This window comes from Sphingopyxis sp. SCN 67-31, from assembly GCF_001725095.1.
Window position 1 is genome coordinate 44820 of the sequence record NZ_MEFH01000051.1, and the last position, 19309, is coordinate 64128.

The window sequence follows — 19309 nt, forward strand, 5'->3', positions numbered from 1 at the left end:
TTTTGGTCAAACCGTAAAATAATTGCTTCATATCAGGGCAGATCGACCAATGGCTTTCTGTTATGACGGGCCATGACCATCGCCCCCGACCGCGCGGCTCTTCGCGCCCTCGCTCGCCGTCCCGAAACCGAAATCGTCACCGATCTGCGGCGTGCGCTGGCGGATTCGCCCGCGACTGTCGAGGCGACGACGCGGCGTGGTCTCGCGCTGATTCGCAAGGCGAAGGCCGAGGGCGAGCGCGAGACGCTCGTCGCGCAGCTGATGAATCGCTACCGTCTTTCGACCGAGGAAGGCGTCGTGCTGATGTGCCTCGCCGAGGCGCTGCTGCGCGTTCCCGACAGCGCGACCGCCAATGCGCTGATTCGCGACAAGATCGCCGGACGCCGCTGGAACGAGGGCGAGGACGAGGACAGCCCGCTGATCGTCGCGCTGTCGGCGCGCGGCCTGTCGCTCGGTTCTGCGACGCTGATGCTCGACGCGCTCGGCAGCAAGGCGAACCCGCTGACCCTGCTCAAGGCGATGGTCAGGCGTTCGGGCGAGCCGGTGATCCGGCAGGCGGCACTCGCTGCGATGAAGCTGCTCGGCCAGCAGTTCGTGATGGGCCAGACGATCGATGCCGCGGTCAAGCGCGCCGACAAGGCGAAGACGGAGCTCGCGAGCTTCGACATGCTGGGCGAGGCGGCGCGCACCGCGGATGACGCGCGGCGCTATTACGACAGCTATGCTGCGGCGATCGCGCGCATCGGCCGCGATGCCCGGCCGGGCGATCCGTTCGCCAACCATGGCATCTCGATCAAGCTGTCGGCGCTCCACCCGCGCTACGAATATCTGCAGGGCGACCGCGTCCGCGACGAGCTGATCCCCAATGTCGTCGAACTCGCGCGCGCCGCGCGCGCGGTCAACATCCCGCTGATGATCGACGCCGAGGAAAGCGACCGGCTCGAACCGCATATGGACGTCTATGCCGCGCTGATCGACGCGGGGCTGGCCGACGACTGGGCCGGGCTCGGCATCGTCATCCAGGCCTATCAGCCGCGCGCGCCCGAAGTGATCCGCTGGGTCGCCGCCAAGGCGCGGGAGCGCGGGGTCAAGCTGTCGATGCGGCTCGTCAAGGGGGCCTATTGGGATACCGAGATCAAGCGCGCGCAGACGCTGGGTCTCGACGATTTCCCGGTGTTCACCGCGAAGAATCACACTGATCTCAACTATATGGTCTGCGCGCAGATCCTGCGCGAATGCCAGGACTGCCTGTTCCCCGCCTTCGCCAGCCACAATGCGATGACGCTGGCCTTCGTCGCCGAACTGTTCGACGGCGCCGATTATGAATTGCAGCGCCTGCACGGCATGGGCGAGGGCGCCCACGACGCGATCCTCGCGCTGTCGCCGCCGCCGCGCCCGGTGCGCGTCTATGCGCCGGTGGGCACGCACCGCGACCTGCTCGCCTATCTCGTCCGCCGCCTGCTCGAAAACGGCGCCAACTCCAGCTTCGTGCACCAGTTCTCCGATCCTGAGGTGACCGCGGAAGACCTTGCGGTCGACCCGCGCGGCATCGCGAGCGTCCCGACGACCATCCCCACCGGGCTGCACCTGTTCGACCCGGCGCGGCGCAATTCGCGCGGCTACGACCTCGGCGATCCGGGGGTGCCCGAGGCGCTGATGGCCGCGATCGGCGCGGCGCGGCGTGGCGACCTGGTCGCCGCCCCGATCGTCGGCGGCGCGGCGCGGGAGGGCCGGCCCGAGCCGGTGCGCAATCCCGCGACCGGCGCGACCGTCGGCCAGGTGATCGAGGCCGATGCCGCGGCGGTCGACGTGGCGGTCGCGACGGCGCGCGCCGCGCAACGCGACTGGAGCCTCGCCGGCGGCGCCTTTCGCGCCGAGCGGCTCGAACGCGCCGCCGACCTGCTGGAGGAACGCGACGCCTTCTTCCTCGGCCTCGCGATGGACGAGGCGGGCAAGACGCTCGCCGACGCGATCGCCGAGGTGCGCGAGGCGACCGATTTCCTGCGCTATTACGCGGCGCAGGCGCGCGCCGATTTCGCCCATCCCGTCGCGCTCCCCGGCCCGACGGGCGAGCGCAACGAACTGATGCTCGAAGGCAAGGGCGTCTTTGCCTGCATCAGCCCGTGGAACTTCCCGCTTGCCATCTTCCTCGGCCAGGTGTCGGCGGCGCTCGCCGCGGGCAATGCGGTGCTCGCCAAGCCCGCCGAACAGACGCCGCTGATCGCGCACGCCGCGGTGGCCTTGCTGCTCGAAGCCGGCGTGCCGGGCGACGTGCTCCACTATCTGCCCGGACGCGGCGAGACGGTCGGCGCGGCGCTGACCGGGCACCCGGACCTGCTCGGCGTCGCCTTCACCGGGTCGACCGAGGTCGCGCGGATGATCAACCGCGGCCTCGCCGGGCGCGACGGCCCGATCGCGACGCTGATCGCCGAAACCGGCGGAGCCAACGCGATGATCGTCGATTCGACCGCGCTGCCCGAACAGGTGGCGCGCGACGCGGTGGCGTCGGCCTTCCAGTCGGCGGGGCAGCGCTGCTCGGCGCTGCGCCTGCTGTGCGTGCAGGAGGATGTGGCGGAAACGATGATCGCGATCGTCGCGGGCGCGATGGCCGAACTGAACGTCGGCGATCCGGCGATCCTCTCGACCGACGTCGGCCCGATCATCGATGCCGAGGCGCAGGCGAATATCGCCGCCTATGTCGCCGAGGCGCGCAGCGCCGGTCGCGTGATCGCCGAAGCCGCGCGGACGGTGCTGCCCGACGGCGGGACCTTCGTGCCGCCGGTGATGATCCAGCTCGATCATGTCACCGACCTCAAGCGCGAGATTTTCGGCCCCGTGCTGCATGTCGCGACGTGGAAGGGCGGCGAACTCGACGCGCTGATCGATGCGATCAACGCCTCGGGCTATGGCCTGACGCTCGGCATCCATACCCGCATCGACGCGGTCGCGGCGCATGTCGCGGCGCGCGCGCAGGTCGGCAACGTCTATGTCAACCGCAACCAGATCGGCGCGATCGTCGGCTCGCAGCCCTTCGGCGGCCGCGGTCTGTCGGGCACCGGCCCGAAAGCCGGCGGCCCGCACTATCTGCACCGTTTCGCGGAGGAAAAGTCGATCTCGACCGACATCACCGCCGCGGGCGGCAACGCGGCGTTGATGGCGGGATAATATACGGCGCTCCGGCGAAAGCTGGAGCCGCTATCGGCCTGCTACGACGCCAGCGATCCCGGCTTTCGCTGGGATGACGTGGCTGGTTAGACTCTGATGACTTTAGATTGACCCACTTCGTCATTGCGAGCGGAGCGAAGCAATCCAGAGCGGTTTGCGCACACTCTGGCTTGCCGCGTCGCTTCGCTCCTCGCAATGACGATTCCAACTCATGTCATCATGTTCTAGGCCCCCGGCACGCCCAGCATCTGCGCCTGCGCCTTGATCCGCGCCGCCGCCGCGGGGTTGGCGGCGACGCCGTCCTTCAGCGCCTGCGCCGCCTTCGCCGTCTCGCCCAGCGTCATGCGGCTGCGCATCAGCATGATCCAGCGGTCGACGTCGGACGGGTCGGCCTTCAGCTTCGCTTCGAGGCTGGCGACCATGCCCTCGATCATCGCGTCCTGCTGGCCCTTGGGAAGCTGCGAGGCGGCTTCCATGTCGGCGCGGCTGGGGCCGGGGATCGCGCGCGCGGCGACGGGCATCTCCTCGGCTTTCAGCGGACGCGCCTGCGTCGCGGCAAGGCGGGCGGCGACGTCGATCTTGTGGATCGCGCCGACCTGCTCGATCGTGCGGTGCAGGTCGGCCTCCCACGGCGCGCCCTGCGGCGTGTCGGCGAGCAGCGCGAACCAGGCGTCGATCGCGCCCCGGTGGTCGCCGGCCAGATCCTTTTTTACCGCCATGAAATAGCGCGCGCGCGGGTCCTGCGCATCGAGCGCGATCGCTTTTTCGAACGCCTCGAGCGCCGCGGGGGGCAGCGGGTCGCGCTTGCTCGAATAGGCGCGCGCCTCGCCGAGCGCCGACCACAACCCCGCCGATTTCGGCGCGAGGGCGACGGCCCGTTCATAGGCTTCGGCGGCCCCCGGATAATCCTCTAGGTCGAAGCGCGCCGCGCCGAGCGCGGTCCATGCCTCGGCGTCGCCCGGGTTGCTTCGGGTCCGCGCCTCGAGCGCGGCGAGGCGGTCGGATGGCGGTGCGTTGGTGACCATTCCCGCCGGGACGACGGCCGCGGACCGCGCATCGCGCCACAGCGCATAGCCGATGGCGCCCGCGAGCAGCAGGAAGGCGGCGATCAGGATCGCACGATTGGTGGCCGTCATCTTCTTGCTCTCGTCCATTTTTGCCCCTCGAAAATCCCGGCTGTGATCGCAGGCATATTGCCTTTGCCCGGCGATGGTGTAGCCTTTGAGGATCAAGGTCGGTCAACGATAAAATCGCAAAACAAGGGGTCGCACCGGATTTCCCGATTCGCAGGGGGCAGGTGCCATGGCAGTTTCAGACCACGTCGATCGATCGACGGTGACGGAGGACGACTCCGCGACCCGGCCGCTTGCGCGGCGCCGGTCCAGACCCTAGGGCACGAACGGGGCAACGGGGGATGGCGGGAATGAGGATGCACGCTGGCACGGGGCGCAGCGACCGGCCGTGGGCCGCGATGGCGGCCCTTGCGGCGCTGCTGCTCGCGCTGACGGCGGCGGCCCTGATCGCCGCGCCGCCCGCGCGGTCGCAGGGTGAAAGCGGCGGGCGCTTTCTGGGCGTCGCCTCCTGCGCGGGCTCGACCTGCCACGGCCGGATGGAAGGCGACGGCACCGTCGTTCGCCAGGACGAGCTGATGCGCTGGCAGGACCCCTCCACCCCCGGCGGCGCACACAGCCGCGCCTGGGCGGTGCTCGGCAATGGCCGCAGCCAGTTCATCGCGCGCAACCTCGGCATCGGCGATCCGGCGCGGGCGCCGATGTGCCTCGGCTGTCACAGCGACGCCGCCGTCAGCCGCGGCACCGCGCCGCTCGCCGACGGGGTGAGCTGCGAATCGTGCCACGGTCCGGCGGGCGGCTGGATCGCGAGCCATTATGCCGGCGTCGGCACCAACGCCAATCCGGGGGCGGAGATGCGCGAGAAGCATCTGGCGAATCTGCGTGCTGGCTTGCGCAAGCTGGAGGACCCGGTGGTGCGCGCGGGCGTGTGCGTCGATTGCCATTTCGGCGCGGCGGGCGAGGGGCAGTTCGTCACCCACCGCATCATGGCCGCGGGGCATCCGCGCATCGCGTTCGAACTCGACCTCTTTTCCTCGCTCCAGGCGCATCATCAGGAGGATGAGGATTATGGCTGGCGCAAGTTCGGGGCGCCGTCGGCGCGCACCGACCATGTCCAGATGTGGGCGGTGGGGCAGGCGACCGCGCTCGAACGCAGCCTCGCGCTATTCCAGTCGAAGCGCGGAACTGAAGGGATTTTCCCCGAATTCTTTTTCCTCGACTGCCACAGCTGCCACCGCCGCATCTACGACCAGGCGAAACCGGTGAAGACGAGCCTCGACAATCCGGGCCGCCCCGGCATTCCCGAGGGCATGCCGCCCTATAATGACGAGAATCTGATCATGCTGGCGGCGGCGGCGCGCGTCGCGGCGCCGGCGCTGGCCGACCAGCTCGCGGTGCGCAGCGCGGCGTTCCACCGGGCGATGGCGACCGACCGGCCGAGCGCCGTCGCCGCGGCGGCGCAGCTCGCGCAGACGGTCGCGGCGCTCAAGGGCGCCTTCGCCGCGCGCCGTTTCGCCGGCACCGATACGTTCACGATGGTCGACGCGATCGCCGCGAAGGCGGTCAGCGACCGCTTCACCGACTATGCGGGGTCGCAGCAGGCGGTGATGGGGGTCGACACGCTGCTCGGCGCGATGGTCTCTTCGGGGCGCGTCACGGTCGGCGCGGCGGCGGGCATCCGCAGCGACATCGACCGCGCCTATACCGCGGTCGCCGACCCCAACAGCTACAAGCCGTCCGAATTCCATGCGGCGCTGGGCCGCGCGGTGCAAGCGATCCGGGCGCTGCGGTGAGGGCGATGACGATCCGCGCGCGCCTGTTCCGCGCCTCCGCGCAGGCGGTCATGGCCTCGCTGCTGCTCGCTTCGTGCGGGGGTGGTGGCGGCAGTTCGACGCCGACCCCGTCGCCCGCTCCGACCCCGGCCCCCACGCCGACGCCGACCGGCGTCTATGTTCCGCCCGCCGCCGAAGCGCTGAGCGTCGCCGACGTGCAGACGATCCTCGCGCAGGCGATTGCAGAGGCACAGGCGCGCGGCCTGCCGTCGGTGATTGCGGTGACCGACCGCGTCGGCAATGTCCTGGGCGTCTTTCGCATGACCGGCGCGCGCGCGACCGCGACGACCTCGCCGGCGCCGAACGGCGACAGCATCGACGCGCAGAACGTCACCTTCCCCGCTGAAGGCGGCGCGATCGCCAAGGCGATCACCGGCGCCTATCTGTCGAGCGGCGGCAACGCCTTTTCGACCCGCACCGCGAGCCAGATCGTCCAGCAGCATTTCCCGCCCGCGCCGACCACCGTGGGGCTGGAAAGCGGGCCGCTGTTCGGGGTGCAGTTCAGCCAGTTGCCGTGCAGCGACCTGTCGGCGCGCTTCGGCGCGGCGGGCGGCGCGGCGCTGATCGGGCCGAAGCGCTCGCCGCTCGGCCTCGCCGCCGATCCGGGCGGCTTTCCGCTCTACAAGAATGGCGTGCTCGTCGGCGGCATCGGCGTGATGGGCGACGGCGTCTACGGCAGCGATCCCGACATCCTCGACATCGACGACGATGCCGAGGAGGCGATCGCGCTCGCCGGCACGCGCGGGTTCGAGGTGCCGGCCGGCATCCTTGCCGACCGGATCAGCATCGACGGCACGACCCTGCGCTTTTCCGACGCCAGCTATGCGGGGCTGAAGGCGGGCGGCGGCGCGAGCTTCGCGAGCCTGAACGGCACCGCCGGCAATCTCGTCGCGGTCATCGGCTATGCCGGCGCGGCGGTCGTCGCCGGGACCGCCTATGGCAGCGAGGCGTCGGGCATCCGACCATCGACCGGCGCCGAATTTTCGAACCGCGACGCGTTCGTGCTGTCGGACGGCAGCGGCGCTAACCGTTACCCGATCCGCGCCGGCACCGACGGCGCGACCAACGGCGCGCCGCTCACCGAGGCCGAGGTGCGCGCGGTGCTGGAAGAGGCGTTCGCGGTGATGAGCCGCGCGCGCGCGCAGATTCGCCGTCCGCTCGACAGCCGTGCACAGGTGTCGATCAGCGTCGTCGACACGCACGGCGCGCCGCTCGGCATCGTGCGCTCGCCCGACGCGCCGATCTTCGGCACCGACGTCAGCTTGCAGAAGGCGCGCACCGCCGCCTTCTTTTCCGGGGCGCAGGCGGGCGCGGAACTCAGCGCCAACGCCAGCGCCGACGTGCGCCAGTTCGTTCCCGCGCTACGCAGCTTCCTGAACGATCCGGCGGCGCTGACCGGCACCATCGCCTTCCCCGACCGCGCGAACGGCAATCTGTCGCGCCCCTATTTCCCCGATGGCGAGGTCGGGCGGCCGAACGGGCCGCTGTCGCGCCCGATCGCGCAGTTCAATCCCTTTTCCACCGGGCTCCAGTCGGCGCTGATCATCGGCAATCTCGGCCAGCACCTCGGCTTCGTGTCGGGGGCGAGCGCGACCGACACGCCGCAGCGCTGCACGACGCTGCCCGATGTCGCGCCGGGCATGAACCGTCTGCAGAACGGCATCCAGATCTTTCCGGGTTCGGTCCCCATCTATCGCGGCGACCGGCTCGTCGGGGCGATCGGGGTGTCGGGCGACGGCATCGACCAGGACGACATGATCAGCTTCCTCGGTGCGCACAACGGCGGCGCGCGCGCCGGCGGCATCGGCAATGCGCCCGCCGCGATGCGCGCCGACCGGGTCGTCGTGCGCCTCGCCGACGGCAAGACGGTGCGCCTGCGCTACATCGCCTGTCCGTTCGCGCCCTTCCTCGACACGGCGCAGCAGAATGTCTGCGACGGGCTGTAGGCGATGAGCGCGGGGGCAAGCCTTTGGCCGATCGTCGCCAGCCTGGCCGCACAGGGCGCGCCCGCCGGCGAGCCCCCCTCGGCCCCGCCCGCCGCCGCAGCGCCGCAAGCCGACGAACCGGTGCCGCCCCCGCCGCCGGTCGAGTGGAAGGAAATGCTCGACGACGATTTCGTCACCCGGATTCTCGACGGGCGTCGCCGGCCGGGGTATCGCCCCGACCTTCCCGAACGATCCAGCCAGGACAATGTCGGCGCGCTGCGGCCGCCGCCGCCGCAGGCCTTTCCGGGGATCGAGGATCAGCTTCCGATCCCCGACCGCTGGCGGCTGATCGAGACGCTGGGGGTGGTCAAGGAACGCTGGTTCGACCCCTATCACCAGAACACGCTGAAGGGCGACCGGCCGATCGACCGTGACAAGGTGAAGTGGCTGCCGATCCGGGGCGACGACTGGTTCTTCGTCGCCAACCTGATTTCGGACGCGGTAGTCGAACCGCGCACCTTCCCGATCCCGAACGGCATCCAGACGTCGGCGCGCCCGGGCAGCCTCGATGTGTTCGGCAAGAACCGCAGCGTCGTGCTGTCGCAGACGCTGATCGGCGGCTTCGCGCTGATCAAGGGCAACACCGCATTCAAGCCGCCCGACGTCGAATATCGCCTGACGCTCGCCTATAATGTCAACCATGTCGACGTGCCCGAACGGCGCGTGCTCGACGTGCGTCCGTCGCGGCCCAGCCATCGCACCGACGCGTTCCTGGGGGTGCAGGAAGCCTTCGTCGACAAGCATCTGGGCAACGACAGCGATCGCTACGACTTCCATTCGATTCGCGTCGGCATCCAGCCGTTCCAGAGCGATTTTCGCGGCTTCCTGTTCAACGACAGCCAGCTCGGCATCCGGCTGTTCGGCAACCGCGACAACAACCGCTTCCAATATAATCTCGCGGCCTTCTGGCGGCTGGAAAAGGATACCAACAGCGGCCTCAACGACGTCACCCAGACGCCGCGCGACGATTTCGTCCTCACCGCCAATCTCTATCGGCAGGATTTCCCGTTTGTCGGCCTGACCAGCCAGATCAGCGCGACGTGGAACATCAACCGCGAACGCGACGACATCCAGATCGACCATAACGGCTTTCCCGTGCGACCGGCGCTGCTCGGCGATCTGCGCGGGCGATCCTACGACGTCGTCTATTTGGGCTATGGCGCCGACGGGCGTATCGGGCGCCTCAACCTGACCGCCAGCCTCTATGCCGCGCTGGGACGGGATCGCAACAGCATCTTCACCAGCCGCCCGGCGCGGATTCGCGCGGGGTTTGGGGCGGCCGAGCTCAGCTACGATCAGGATTGGATGCGGTTCCGCCTCTCGGGCCTCTATGCGACCGGCGACGGCGATCCCTATGACGACGTCGAAGGCGGCTTCGACGCGATCTTCGAAAACCCGGTCTTCGCCGGCGCCGATACCAGCTACTGGATCCGCCAGACGATTCCGTTCGCGGGCGGCGGGCGCGCGATCTCGATCAACGGCCGCAACGGCATCCTCAATTCGCTGCGCTCGTCGAAGGAAGAGGGGCAGTCGAATTTCAACAACCCCGGCACGATCCTGGTCGGCGCGGGGGGCGATTTCGACCTGTCGCCCGAGATGCGGGTCAGCACCAATTTCAACCATCTGTGGTTCCAGGATACCGCGACGCTGCAGGTGCTGCGCAGCGAAGGGTCGATCCCGACCGACATCGGCTGGGACCTGTCGGTCGCCGGCATCTGGCGGCCCAGGGCGACGCAGAATATCGTCGGGCGTCTGAGCGCCGCGGTCCTGCTCCCCGGCAAGGGGTTCAGGGACCTGTTCGAAAATAAGGCGCGGGACGATGCCTATGTGTCGATCCTCGCCAATCTGGTGCTGAGTTTCTAGCCGATGATCCGCACGCTCCTCGCCCTCTTCGCCTTCGTGCTGACGATGCTCGCGGTCGGCCCGCATGCCGCGCGCGCGTCCGAGGGAGAAAAGCCGGTCAAGGTCGAGTATCGCTTTACCCCGCCCGCCCCGCGCGAACAGAGCGAGGCGGAGATGATTGCGAAGTCGGAGGGCTGCTACAGCTGCCACGTCCGCACCGACCGGCCGACGATGCACGCGAGCCCCGCGGTGCGGCTCGGCTGCACCGACTGCCACGGCGGCGACGCGGCTCAGGTCGGCGACCCGCGCCTTGGCTACGACGATCCGCGCAACCGGGCGGTGATGGCGCGCGCCCACCCGCAGCCGACGCTGCCGGGCGCGTGGGGCGACACCTCGGCGAACCCGAAGCGCAGCTACACGCTGCTCAACAAGGAGGCGCCCGAATTCATCCGCTTCGTCAACCCCAGCGACTATCGCGTCGCGCGCGAGGCGTGCGGCGCCTGCCATCAGGAGACGATCGAGGCGGCCGAGCGGTCGCTGATGGCGACGGCGGCGATGTTCTGGGCGGGCGGCGCCTACAACAACGGCATCCTGCCGTTCAAGAACTCGCTGTTCGGGGAAGCCTATACGCGCGAGGGCGTGGCGGCCTGCCTATTGTCGCCCTCTTCGCTGCTGACCGCTGAAGAGTATAAGGAGGCTTGCAAGCCGAACTTCGGCTTCGACAAGATATTGACCGACGCGGAAAAGAAGCGCGGCGCGCTCGCCAAAATCTATCCGCTGCCGCGCTGGAACGTCATGCCGCCCAGCGACGTGTTCCGCGTCTTCGAGCGCGGCGGGCGCAACGTCAGCACCCAGTTCGCCGAGGTCGGGCTACCCAACCCGACGGGGCAGATCCAGCGGCTCGAGGAGCCGGGGCGCCCCGACCTCAAACAGTCGAACCGCGGGCCGGGCACCGGGCTGCGCGTCGCGATCGCGGTGCTCAACATCCACAAGACGCGCCTCAACGACCCCTATATGTGGTTCATGGGCACAAACGACCAACCCGGCGACTACCGCCATTCGGGCTGCGCGGGGTGCCATGTCGTCTATGCCAACGACCGCGAGCCGCGGCACAGCCTGATCTATGCCCAATATGGCCGCGACGGAGAGAGTGCGACGATCGACCCGACGATCGCCGGCAAGAAGGCGAAGCCCGAAGGCGACGGCCATGATAGCGGCCACGGCGCGCTGATCGACCCGGCGGCCCCGGCGCGCGAGCGGGGCGAATCGGGGCATCCGCTGACCCACGCCTTCACGCGCGCGATCCCGACCTCGCAGTGCATGACCTGCCACATGCACCAGCCGAACATCTTCCTGAATTCCTATCTCGGCTACACGATGTGGGACTATGAATCGGACGCGCCGCAGTTGTGGCCCGGCCCGGACAATACCGCGCCGCGCCCGCCGGGGATGAGCGACGCCGACTATCAGCGCCTCTACAAGCAACAGCATTATCCGACCGCGGCCGAGGTGCACCGGACGCTCGAACGCAACCCGGAAGGGGCGGGACCGCGCGGGCTGTGGTCCGACGTCGAGTTCCTGCGCGACGTTTATGACGTCAACGACACGAACAGGGTGACGCAGTTCGCCGACTATCACGGCCACGGCTGGAACTTCCGCGGCGTCTTCAAGCGCGACCGCAACGGCAATCTGCTCGATGCCGAGGGCAATATGGCGACCTACGGCACCGACACGGCGCATATCGTCGACCCGAACGATCCCGAGAAATGGCGCAAGAACTGCGCGAGCTACAGCGATGCGAAGCAGCGCGACCTCTGCCTGGCGAGCGCCGATCTGGGCCGGCCGGGGGTCGAAGGCAAGTTCGTGCCCCCCGGCCTCAACCCCGGCAAGACGGTCCACATGATGGACATCCACGCCGAAAAGGGCATGCAGTGCGCCGACTGCCATTTCGCGCAGGATTCGCACGGCAACGGCTATATCCAGGGCGAGGTCGCCAATGCGATCGAGATCGGTTGCAAGGATTGCCACGGCACCGCCGACGCGCTGCCCAACCTGCTGACCTCGAATGTCGCGGCGCGGCCGCAGGGCACCAACCTTGCGCTGCTCCGCAACCCCGATGGCCGGCGCCGCTTCGAATTCCGCTATGACGACGACGGCGAGGTCACGGGCCTGATCCAGCGCTCGATCGTCGATCCGAAGCTCGAATGGCAGGTCAGCCTCGTCAAGCAGGCGGTGACGCCGGGGCCGCATTTCAACGCGAAGGCGGCGCGCGCCAAGCTGATGTCGCGGTCGGGCGCCGACGACGGCAGCTTCGCCTGGGGGCCGGGGGTGGCAAAGGCGGATCGCGCGCATGGCGACGACCGCATGACCTGTTTCACCTGCCACCTGTCGTGGACGACGAGCTGCGGCGGCTGCCACTTGCCGATCGAGGCGAACTGGAAGACCAGCTCGCACCATTTCGAAGGGGAGGAATCGCGGAACTTCGCCACCTACAACCCGCAGGTGGCGCGCGACGAGATGTTCCAGCTCGGCCGGCACCAGCTCACCAAGCCGGGCGAGCCCGACACCGACGGCAACCCGCGCGGTATCATCGCGCCGGTGCGCTCGTCGTCGGCGCTGATCCTGTCGTCGACCAACGTCAACCGCGAGCGCATCTATGTGCAGCAGCCGCCGATCTCGGCCGCGGGCTTCTCCAGCCAGGCCTTCGCGCCGCACTTCCCGCACACGGTCCGCCGCCAGGAAACCAAGCAATGCACCGACTGCCACCTGTCTGCGGCCGACGACAATAATGCGATCATGTCGCAGCTGCTGCTGATGGGCACCAATTTCGTCAACTTCGTCGGGCTCAACGTCTGGTCGGGGCTGGAGGACGGTTTCCAGGCGACGCGCGTCACCGAATGGGACGAGCCGCAGGCGGTGATCGGCAGCTATCTGCAGAAATACGCCTATCCCGACTATTGGCGCCTGCACGTCGAACGGAACGGGCGCGAACTGAAGAACTGGGTGCGCGGCAAGACCTTCGACAGCAAGGGGTCGGGCGAATCCCGCGCACTCGAGGAATTCCGCAATATCGTGCAGGGGACGAGCGGCCGGGTGAACTGCCTCCAGCAGCGCGGCGAATATATGTTCGTGGCAGAGGGCAAGGGCGGTTTCCGCGTCTATGACGTCGCCTCGATCGGCAACAAGGGCTTTTCCGAACGCATCACGCGCGCGCCCTTCTCGCCGCTCGGCCACGACACGCATGTGAAGACCCGCAATGCGACCTGCATGGCGATCGGCACCAACCAGCCGATCAGCATGGAACGCAACGATTTCATCCGGAAGCACTTCCCGCAGAATCACGAGCAGGCGCTGCACCCGCTCTATCGCTATGCGGTCGTCACCGACAGCGTCGAGGGGCTGATCCTCGTCGACATCGACACGCTGGCCGACGGCGAGTTCCGCAACAACAAGCTGTCGCGGGCGCTGACCTGGAACCCCGACAATCTGCTTGCAGGGGCGCGGCACGTGACGCTGGCGGGCGACCACGCCTATATCGCCGCCGACAGCGGGCTCGTCGTGGTCGACCTGTCGACGCCGCTCGAACCGAAGGTGACGGCGCGGCTGCCGCTGACCGGCGCGCGCGCCAGCGCGGCGCAGTTCCGCTATCTGTGGGTGAGCGATGCCGAGGGGGTGAAGCTGTTCGACATCACCCGCATGGACCGGCCGGTGCCGGTGCCCGAAGGGACGGTGCGGCTCGCCGATGCGCGCAAGCTCTATGTCGCGCGCACCTATCTGTATGTCGCGGCGAAGCAGGACGGGCTGGTGATCGTCGACGTGACGCGGCCTGCGGCGCCGGTCGCGTGGCCGGGGCTGACCTTCGGCGGCGCGATGAGCGATGCCGAGGACGTCATCGTCGGATCGACCAACGCCTCACTCTTCGCCTATGTCGCCGACGGGCGGAACGGCATCAAGGTGCTCCAGCTCACCAGCCCCGACAATCCGGGCCTCTACGGCTTCTCGCCGAAGCCGACGCCCGAGCTGATCGCGTGGGCGAAGACGCCGGCGCCCGCGCTCGCGCTGTCGAAGGGGCTCGACCGCGACCGCGCGGTCGATGAAAGCGGCGGTCAGATCGCGATCTTCGGCCGCATCGGCTCGCGCCCCTTCACCCGGCCCGAGATGGAGAAGCTGTTCCTCAACGGCAAGGGCCTGGTCTACAAGGTCAGCGACGCGGTCGACGAAGCGGGCTGGCGCCCGCCGCTGCGCTGGGGCGATTAGGGCCGGGGTCCGAGCTGGAGCGTCGAGCCCTATATCTGACTCACCCGATCGAAACGGCGCAGATTTAGAGCATGATGACATCGGTTGAGTTCGTCATTGCGAGCGGCGAAGCCGCGCGGCAATCCAGAGTCGCGTAAACCGCCCTGGATTGCTTCGCTCCGCTCGCAATGACGAAGCGGGTCAATCCAAAGTCATCGCTCTATATGCTCCGCGCAAGACCCGCCAGCGAGGAGCCCCGAAACGCAAAAGGGCGGCCCGCAGGCCGCCCTTTCGTCGTTTCGCTGTGGCGAAGGCTTATTCGCTTGCGGGCTGGAGGTTGACCGCCGCGAACTTGCCGCGATCGTCGACCTCGATGTCGAAGGCGACGCGGTCGCCCTCTTCGAGGCCGGCCATGCCGGCGCGCTGTACCGCGCTGATGTGGACGAAGGCGTCGGCCTGTCCATCATCGCGCGCGATGAAGCCGAATCCCTTGGTCGTGTTGAAGAACTTGACCGTGCCCGACGTGCGCTCGCCGGTAAGCTGGCGCCGACCGCGCGCGCCGCCGGGGCGCTCGCCGCCGCGATCGTCGCGCCGCGGCGCGAATTCCTCGACCGGCATCGGTTCGCCCTCGATCTTGAGGTCGATCGCCGACACCTTGCCGTTGCGCTCGACGAGCGTGAAGCCGAGCGGCTGGCCCGAGGCGAGCCCTTGCAGCCCCGCCTGCTCGACCGCGCTGATGTGGACGAACACGTCCTCGCCGCCGTCGTCGCGTGCGATGAATCCGAATCCCTTTGCCGGGTTGAAGAATTTCACCTGGCCCTGGCCCTCGCCGACGACCTGCGCGGGCATGCCGCCACCGCGTCCGCCGCCGAAGCCGCCGCGATCGCCGCCGCCGAATCCGCCGCGGTCACCACCGCCGAAACCACCGCGATCCCGATCGCCGAACCCGCCACGGCCGCCGCCATAGCTGTCGCCGCTGTAGGGCGCCGGTTCGAAACTGTCGAAATTGCCGAAGTCATCGCGCTTGCCGCGTCCCCGATGGCCGCGGCGATCCTTGTTGAAACTCATTGCTTAGTAGTCGCTTTCGGTTCGTCCACACCCCATTTACCGGCTCATTGCGCCGGACGGGGACGCAGTTCACCATGAGCACAGACTCGTCCCGTGCCGCTTGCGGCGCAATATATAGCCTATATGAATGGCTTCTGCGAACAGAAAATGCACGGCGTCGGTGCCCGGTTTCGCACGCTTTGCCGCGCGACGCGGAAAGCCCGGCGCGGCCGCGCAAACCAGTCATTGAGCGACGCGGCCGCTTCGCCTAAGGCGGGCGCATGAGCGTATATTTCCACGAAGAAGACCTGCCCGAAGGCGTGCTGGGGCCCGGCGCCGTCGCGATCGATACCGAAACGATGGGGCTCAACCCGCTGCGCGACCGGCTGTGCCTCGTCCAGATCAGCGACGGTTCGGGCGACGAGCATCTCGTCCGCTTCGGCCCCGGCAGCGCCTATGACGCGCCGGTGCTGAAGGCGATACTGACCGACCCCGGCCGCCTGAAGCTCTTTCATTTCGCGCGTTTCGACATCGCCGCGCTGCAGCATGCGCTGGGGGTCGTCACCGCGCCCGTCTATTGCACCAAGATCGCCTCGAAGCTGGTGCGCACCTACACCGACCGCCACGGGCTCAAGGAACTGGTGCGCGAACTGCTGGGGCAGGAAGTGTCGAAGCAGCAGCAGTCGAGCGACTGGGGCGCCGCCGAACTGACCGAGGCGCAGCGCGACTATGCCGCGAGCGACGTGCGCTTTCTCCACGCGATGAAGACCGTGCTCGACGCGCGGCTCGCGCGTGAGGGGCGTACCGAACTGGCGCAGGCCTGTTTCGACTTCCTGCCGGCGCGCGCGGCGCTCGACCTCGCGGGCTGGCCCGAGGTCGACATCTTCGCGCATACGTGATGACGATGAGCGAGCGAGCCGGCTGAGCCATGTCCGAACGCGCCGACCTTGATCGCACGATGCGCCGCATGTGGGCGGCGCGCGGGTCGAACCACGACCGCGTCGTGCGCCTGCTGCGCTTCGCGCTGCCGGTCGTCATCGGCGTCATCGCCGCGGTGCTCGTCTTCTCTCCCTTCACCCAGCGCGCCGAGGTGAGCTTCCTGCTCGCCAAGGACAAGGTCGAGGTGGCGCAGGAACGGATGCGCGTGACGCGCGCCGAATATCGCGGACAGGATGCGAAGGGACAGCCTTTCGCGCTGGTCGCGGGCAGCGCGGTGCAGAAGTCGAGCGCCGAGCCGATCGTGCGGATGACCGACCTGTCGGGTGCGATCCGCCTCGCCGACGGGCCCGCGACGATCGCCGCGCGGCAGGCGCAATACGACATGGACAGCGAAAAGGTGTCGGTGCCCGGCCTCGTGCAGGTCAAGAGCGCCGACGGCTATCGGATCGATGCGCAGGGCGTCGCGATCGACCTCAAGAACCGCAGCCTCGCCGGCGGATCGGGGGTCGACGGGACGCTCAACATCGGTCATTTCTCCGCCGATGAACTCTATGCCGATCTGGACCGGCGGATCGTGCGCCTGTCGGGCAACGCGCGGCTGAGGATCAACCAGGGAGTGCTCAAATGAACCGTCCGTCATCCGGCTGGAAGGGTTTCGCGCTCGGCGGCGCGAGCTTCGCGCTGACCAGCCTTGCCATCCTCGCCGCGGGGCAGGGCGGCGGCGCCGCGCATGCGCAGGCGCTCGCGAATCACAACAGCGGCGCCCCCGTCGATTTCTCGGCCGGCAGCATCGAGGTGCAGGATCGCGCCGACCGCGTCGTCCTCGCCGGCAATGTCCGCGTGACGCAGGCCGGGCTGACCGTCACCGCGCCGCGCATGACCGTCGCCTACACGCGGCAGGGCGGCACCGACGTCAACCGGCTCGACGCGACCGGCGGCGTCACCGTGACCAAGGGCGACGAAACCGCGAAGGGCAATGTTGCCATCTACGACCTCGACCGGCGGCTGATCACGATGGTCGGCAATGTCGAGTTGCGCCAGCGTGGCAACCGCCTGTCGGGCGGGCGGCTGCTGATCGACCTCAATTCGGGGCGCGCGACCGTCGACGGCCGCGGCGCCGCGCGCGGCCCCGACGGCAATGCGGTGCAGGGCGGCACTGGCGGCCGCGTGACCGGCACCTTCACCGTGCCGGAGCGCAAGGGGCAGTAACCGGGCAAGCCGGCGGAGCCCCCTTCCGGGAAGGGAGGGCGGTTTATCCGTGCCTTGGCGTTCGCGCCCCGCGCCCCTACATGGGGCATTCATGCCGCCCGACACGATCTCCTCTGCCGATGCGGCACGCGAACCACCCGTTCTTGCGACGCTGAAGCGCTTCCTGCCCTATCTGTGGCCGGCGGGGCATCGCGGGCACAAGGTGCGCATCGTCCTCGCCGCGCTGATCGTGCTCGCGTCGAAGGGCGTGCAGCTTTCGATGGGCTTCCTCTACGGCGCCGCGATCGACCGCATGGCGCCGGGGATGGAGCAAGGCGTGGCGCTCGCGATCGGGCTGGTGCTCGCCTATGCCGGCGCGCGCTTCGCGGGCGTGCTGTTCGACAATCTGCGCAACGTCGTCTTCGAGCGCGTCGGGCAGGACGCGACGCGCGAACTGGCGACCGCGACCTTCACCCATCTTCACGCGCTGTCGCTGCGCTTCCACCTCGCGCGGCGCACCGGCGAGGTGACGAAGGTGATCGAGCGCGGGACCAAGAGCATCGACACGATGCTCTATTTCCTGCTGTTCAACATCGCGCCGACGCTGATCGAGCTGGTCGCGGTGCTCGTCATCTTCTGGAGCAAGTTCAGCTTCGGCCTCGCGGGCGCGACCGCGCTGATGGTCGTCGTCTATATCGTCTTCACCCGCCGCGTCACCGACTGGCGCAACGCGCTGCGGACGCGGATGAACGATCTCGACACGCTGACCGTCGGTCGCAGCGTCGACAGCCTGCTCAATTACGAGACGGTCAAATATTTCGGCGCCGAGGCGCGCGAGGCGGCGCGCTATCGCGACGTCGCCGACCAATATGCGCGCGCCGCGGTGAAGAGCGAGAACAGCCTCGCCTGGCTCAACGTCGGGCAGAGCCTGATCACCAACGCGGCGATGGCGGGGGCGATGGCCTATACGGTGTGGGGCTGGTCGAAGGGGCAGTTCGCGGTTGGCGATGTGGTGCTGGTGAACACGCTGCTCGCGCAGCTCTTCCGCCCGCTCGACATGCTCGGCATGGTCTATCGCGTCATCCGCCAGGGGCTGATCGACATGGAGGCGATGTTCCGCCTGATCGACACCCCGCCGGAGATCGCCGATGCCCCCGATGCCTGGCCGCTGGTGGTGGCCGGCGGCGCGGTGACGTTCGACAATGTCGTCTTCGGCTACGAACCCGACCGCACGATCCTGAACGGGGTCAGCTTCGCGGTCGGGGCGGGCGAGACGCTGGCGATCGTCGGGCCGTCGGGGGCGGGCAAGTCGACGATCGCGCGGCTGCTGTTCCGCTTCTACGATCCGCAGCAGGGGCGTATCCTGATCGACGAACAGGATATCGCGCAGGTCACGCAGGCCAGCCTGCGCGCTGCGATCGGCATCGTCCCGCAGGATACGGTGCTGTTCAACGACAGCATCGGCTACAATATCGCCTACGGCCGCGAGGGTGCGAGCGCCGAAGCGATCGCTGCGGCGGCCGAGGGCGCGGCGATCGACGGCTTCATCGCGCTGCTGCCGCAAGGCTATGACACCGAGGTGGGCGAGCGCGGGCTCAAGCTGTCGGGCGGCGAAAAGCAGCGCGTCGCGATCGCGCGCACCCTGCTCAAGAACCCGCCGGTGCTGATCCTCGACGAGGCGACGAGCGCGCTCGACAGCCGGACCGAGGCGGCGATCCAGGCGACGCTCGACCGCATCGCCGAACGGCGCACGACGCTGGTCATCGCGCACCGCCTGTCGACGGTGACGGGTGCCGACCGCATCATCGTGCTCGAAAAGGGGCGGGTGGCGGAAACCGGGACGCACGACCAGCTGCTGGCGATGCGCGGGCTCTACGCCGACATGTGGGCGCGCCAGCAGGCGGAGAAGGAAGAGGGGACGGTCTAGGGCCGATATCCGAAGCGACATCGATGCCTTGCCGTGGGCTTTCCGCCCAATCGCAACGGAATCACTTGAGTTGCTTGA

General features: G+C 68.6%; 11 protein-coding genes. 9 read left to right on the plus strand and 2 right to left on the minus strand.

The window, feature by feature from the left end:
- Nucleotides 1-72: 72 nt before the first annotated feature.
- On the plus strand, nucleotides 73-3165 hold the full coding sequence (gene putA / locus ABS88_RS06925; RefSeq protein WP_286749479.1) for a bifunctional proline dehydrogenase/L-glutamate gamma-semialdehyde dehydrogenase PutA: 3093 nt from the start codon (nucleotides 73-75) through the stop codon (nucleotides 3163-3165).
- A gap of 224 nt (nucleotides 3166-3389) precedes the next feature.
- Here putA and ABS88_RS06930 read toward each other — a convergent pair whose 3' ends face one another.
- A complete protein-coding gene (locus ABS88_RS06930) occupies nucleotides 3390-4301 on the minus strand; it encodes a tetratricopeptide repeat protein (protein WP_148650933.1) in 912 nt (303 codons plus the stop codon).
- Nucleotides 4302-4588: 287 nt separating this feature from the next.
- Here ABS88_RS06930 and ABS88_RS06935 point away from each other — a divergent pair, with 287 nt between their 5' ends.
- The 4 genes from ABS88_RS06935 to ABS88_RS06950 are packed head-to-tail and all read left to right on the plus strand — an operon-like array spanning nucleotide 4589 to nucleotide 14151.
- Nucleotides 4589-6028, plus strand: a complete 1440-nt coding sequence (locus ABS88_RS06935) for a multiheme c-type cytochrome (RefSeq protein ID WP_067186368.1) — start codon at nucleotides 4589-4591, stop codon at nucleotides 6026-6028.
- A gap of 5 nt (nucleotides 6029-6033) precedes the next feature.
- Nucleotides 6034-8013, plus strand: coding sequence for a heme-binding protein (locus ABS88_RS06940; RefSeq protein WP_067186366.1), 1980 nt, complete (start codon nucleotides 6034-6036; stop codon nucleotides 8011-8013).
- 3 nt (nucleotides 8014-8016) lie between these two features.
- A complete protein-coding gene (locus ABS88_RS06945) occupies nucleotides 8017-9915 on the plus strand; it encodes a hypothetical protein (protein ID WP_076077310.1) in 1899 nt (632 codons plus the stop codon).
- A gap of 3 nt (nucleotides 9916-9918) precedes the next feature.
- Nucleotides 9919-14151 (plus strand): hypothetical protein, encoded by a 4233-nt coding sequence (locus ABS88_RS06950; protein ID WP_076077308.1) that lies wholly within the window; start codon nucleotides 9919-9921, stop codon nucleotides 14149-14151.
- A 294-nt stretch (nucleotides 14152-14445) separates the two neighbouring features.
- Here the strand turns inward: ABS88_RS06950 and ABS88_RS06955 are convergent, their stop codons facing one another.
- Nucleotides 14446-15198 carry a cold-shock protein gene (locus ABS88_RS06955; RefSeq protein ID WP_067113233.1) on the minus strand — a complete coding sequence of 251 codons (753 nt, stop codon included), beginning with the start codon at nucleotides 15196-15198 and terminating at the stop codon, nucleotides 14446-14448.
- A 260-nt stretch (nucleotides 15199-15458) separates the two neighbouring features.
- On the opposite strand from ABS88_RS06955, the gene ABS88_RS06960 reads away from it, so the two are divergent.
- The 4 genes from ABS88_RS06960 to ABS88_RS06975 all read left to right on the plus strand — a co-directional run bounded on the left by ABS88_RS06960 (nucleotide 15459) and on the right by ABS88_RS06975 (nucleotide 19231).
- Entirely contained in the window at nucleotides 15459-16076 is a 618-nt protein-coding gene (locus ABS88_RS06960; protein ID WP_067186362.1) for a ribonuclease D, read from the plus strand.
- Nucleotides 16077-16105: 29 nt separating this feature from the next.
- Nucleotides 16106-16744, plus strand: a complete 639-nt coding sequence (locus ABS88_RS06965; RefSeq protein WP_067186361.1) for an LPS export ABC transporter periplasmic protein LptC — start codon at nucleotides 16106-16108, stop codon at nucleotides 16742-16744.
- Nucleotides 16741-17325 (plus strand): LptA/OstA family protein, encoded by a 585-nt coding sequence (locus ABS88_RS06970; RefSeq protein ID WP_067113226.1) that lies wholly within the window; start codon nucleotides 16741-16743, stop codon nucleotides 17323-17325. The genes ABS88_RS06965 and ABS88_RS06970 overlap by 4 nt, the downstream gene beginning before the upstream one ends.
- A gap of 91 nt (nucleotides 17326-17416) precedes the next feature.
- Nucleotides 17417-19231: an ABCB family ABC transporter ATP-binding protein/permease gene (locus ABS88_RS06975; RefSeq protein WP_286749481.1), complete on the plus strand. Its 1815-nt coding sequence runs from the start codon at nucleotides 17417-17419 to the stop codon at nucleotides 19229-19231.
- Nucleotides 19232-19309 lie beyond the last annotated feature (78 nt).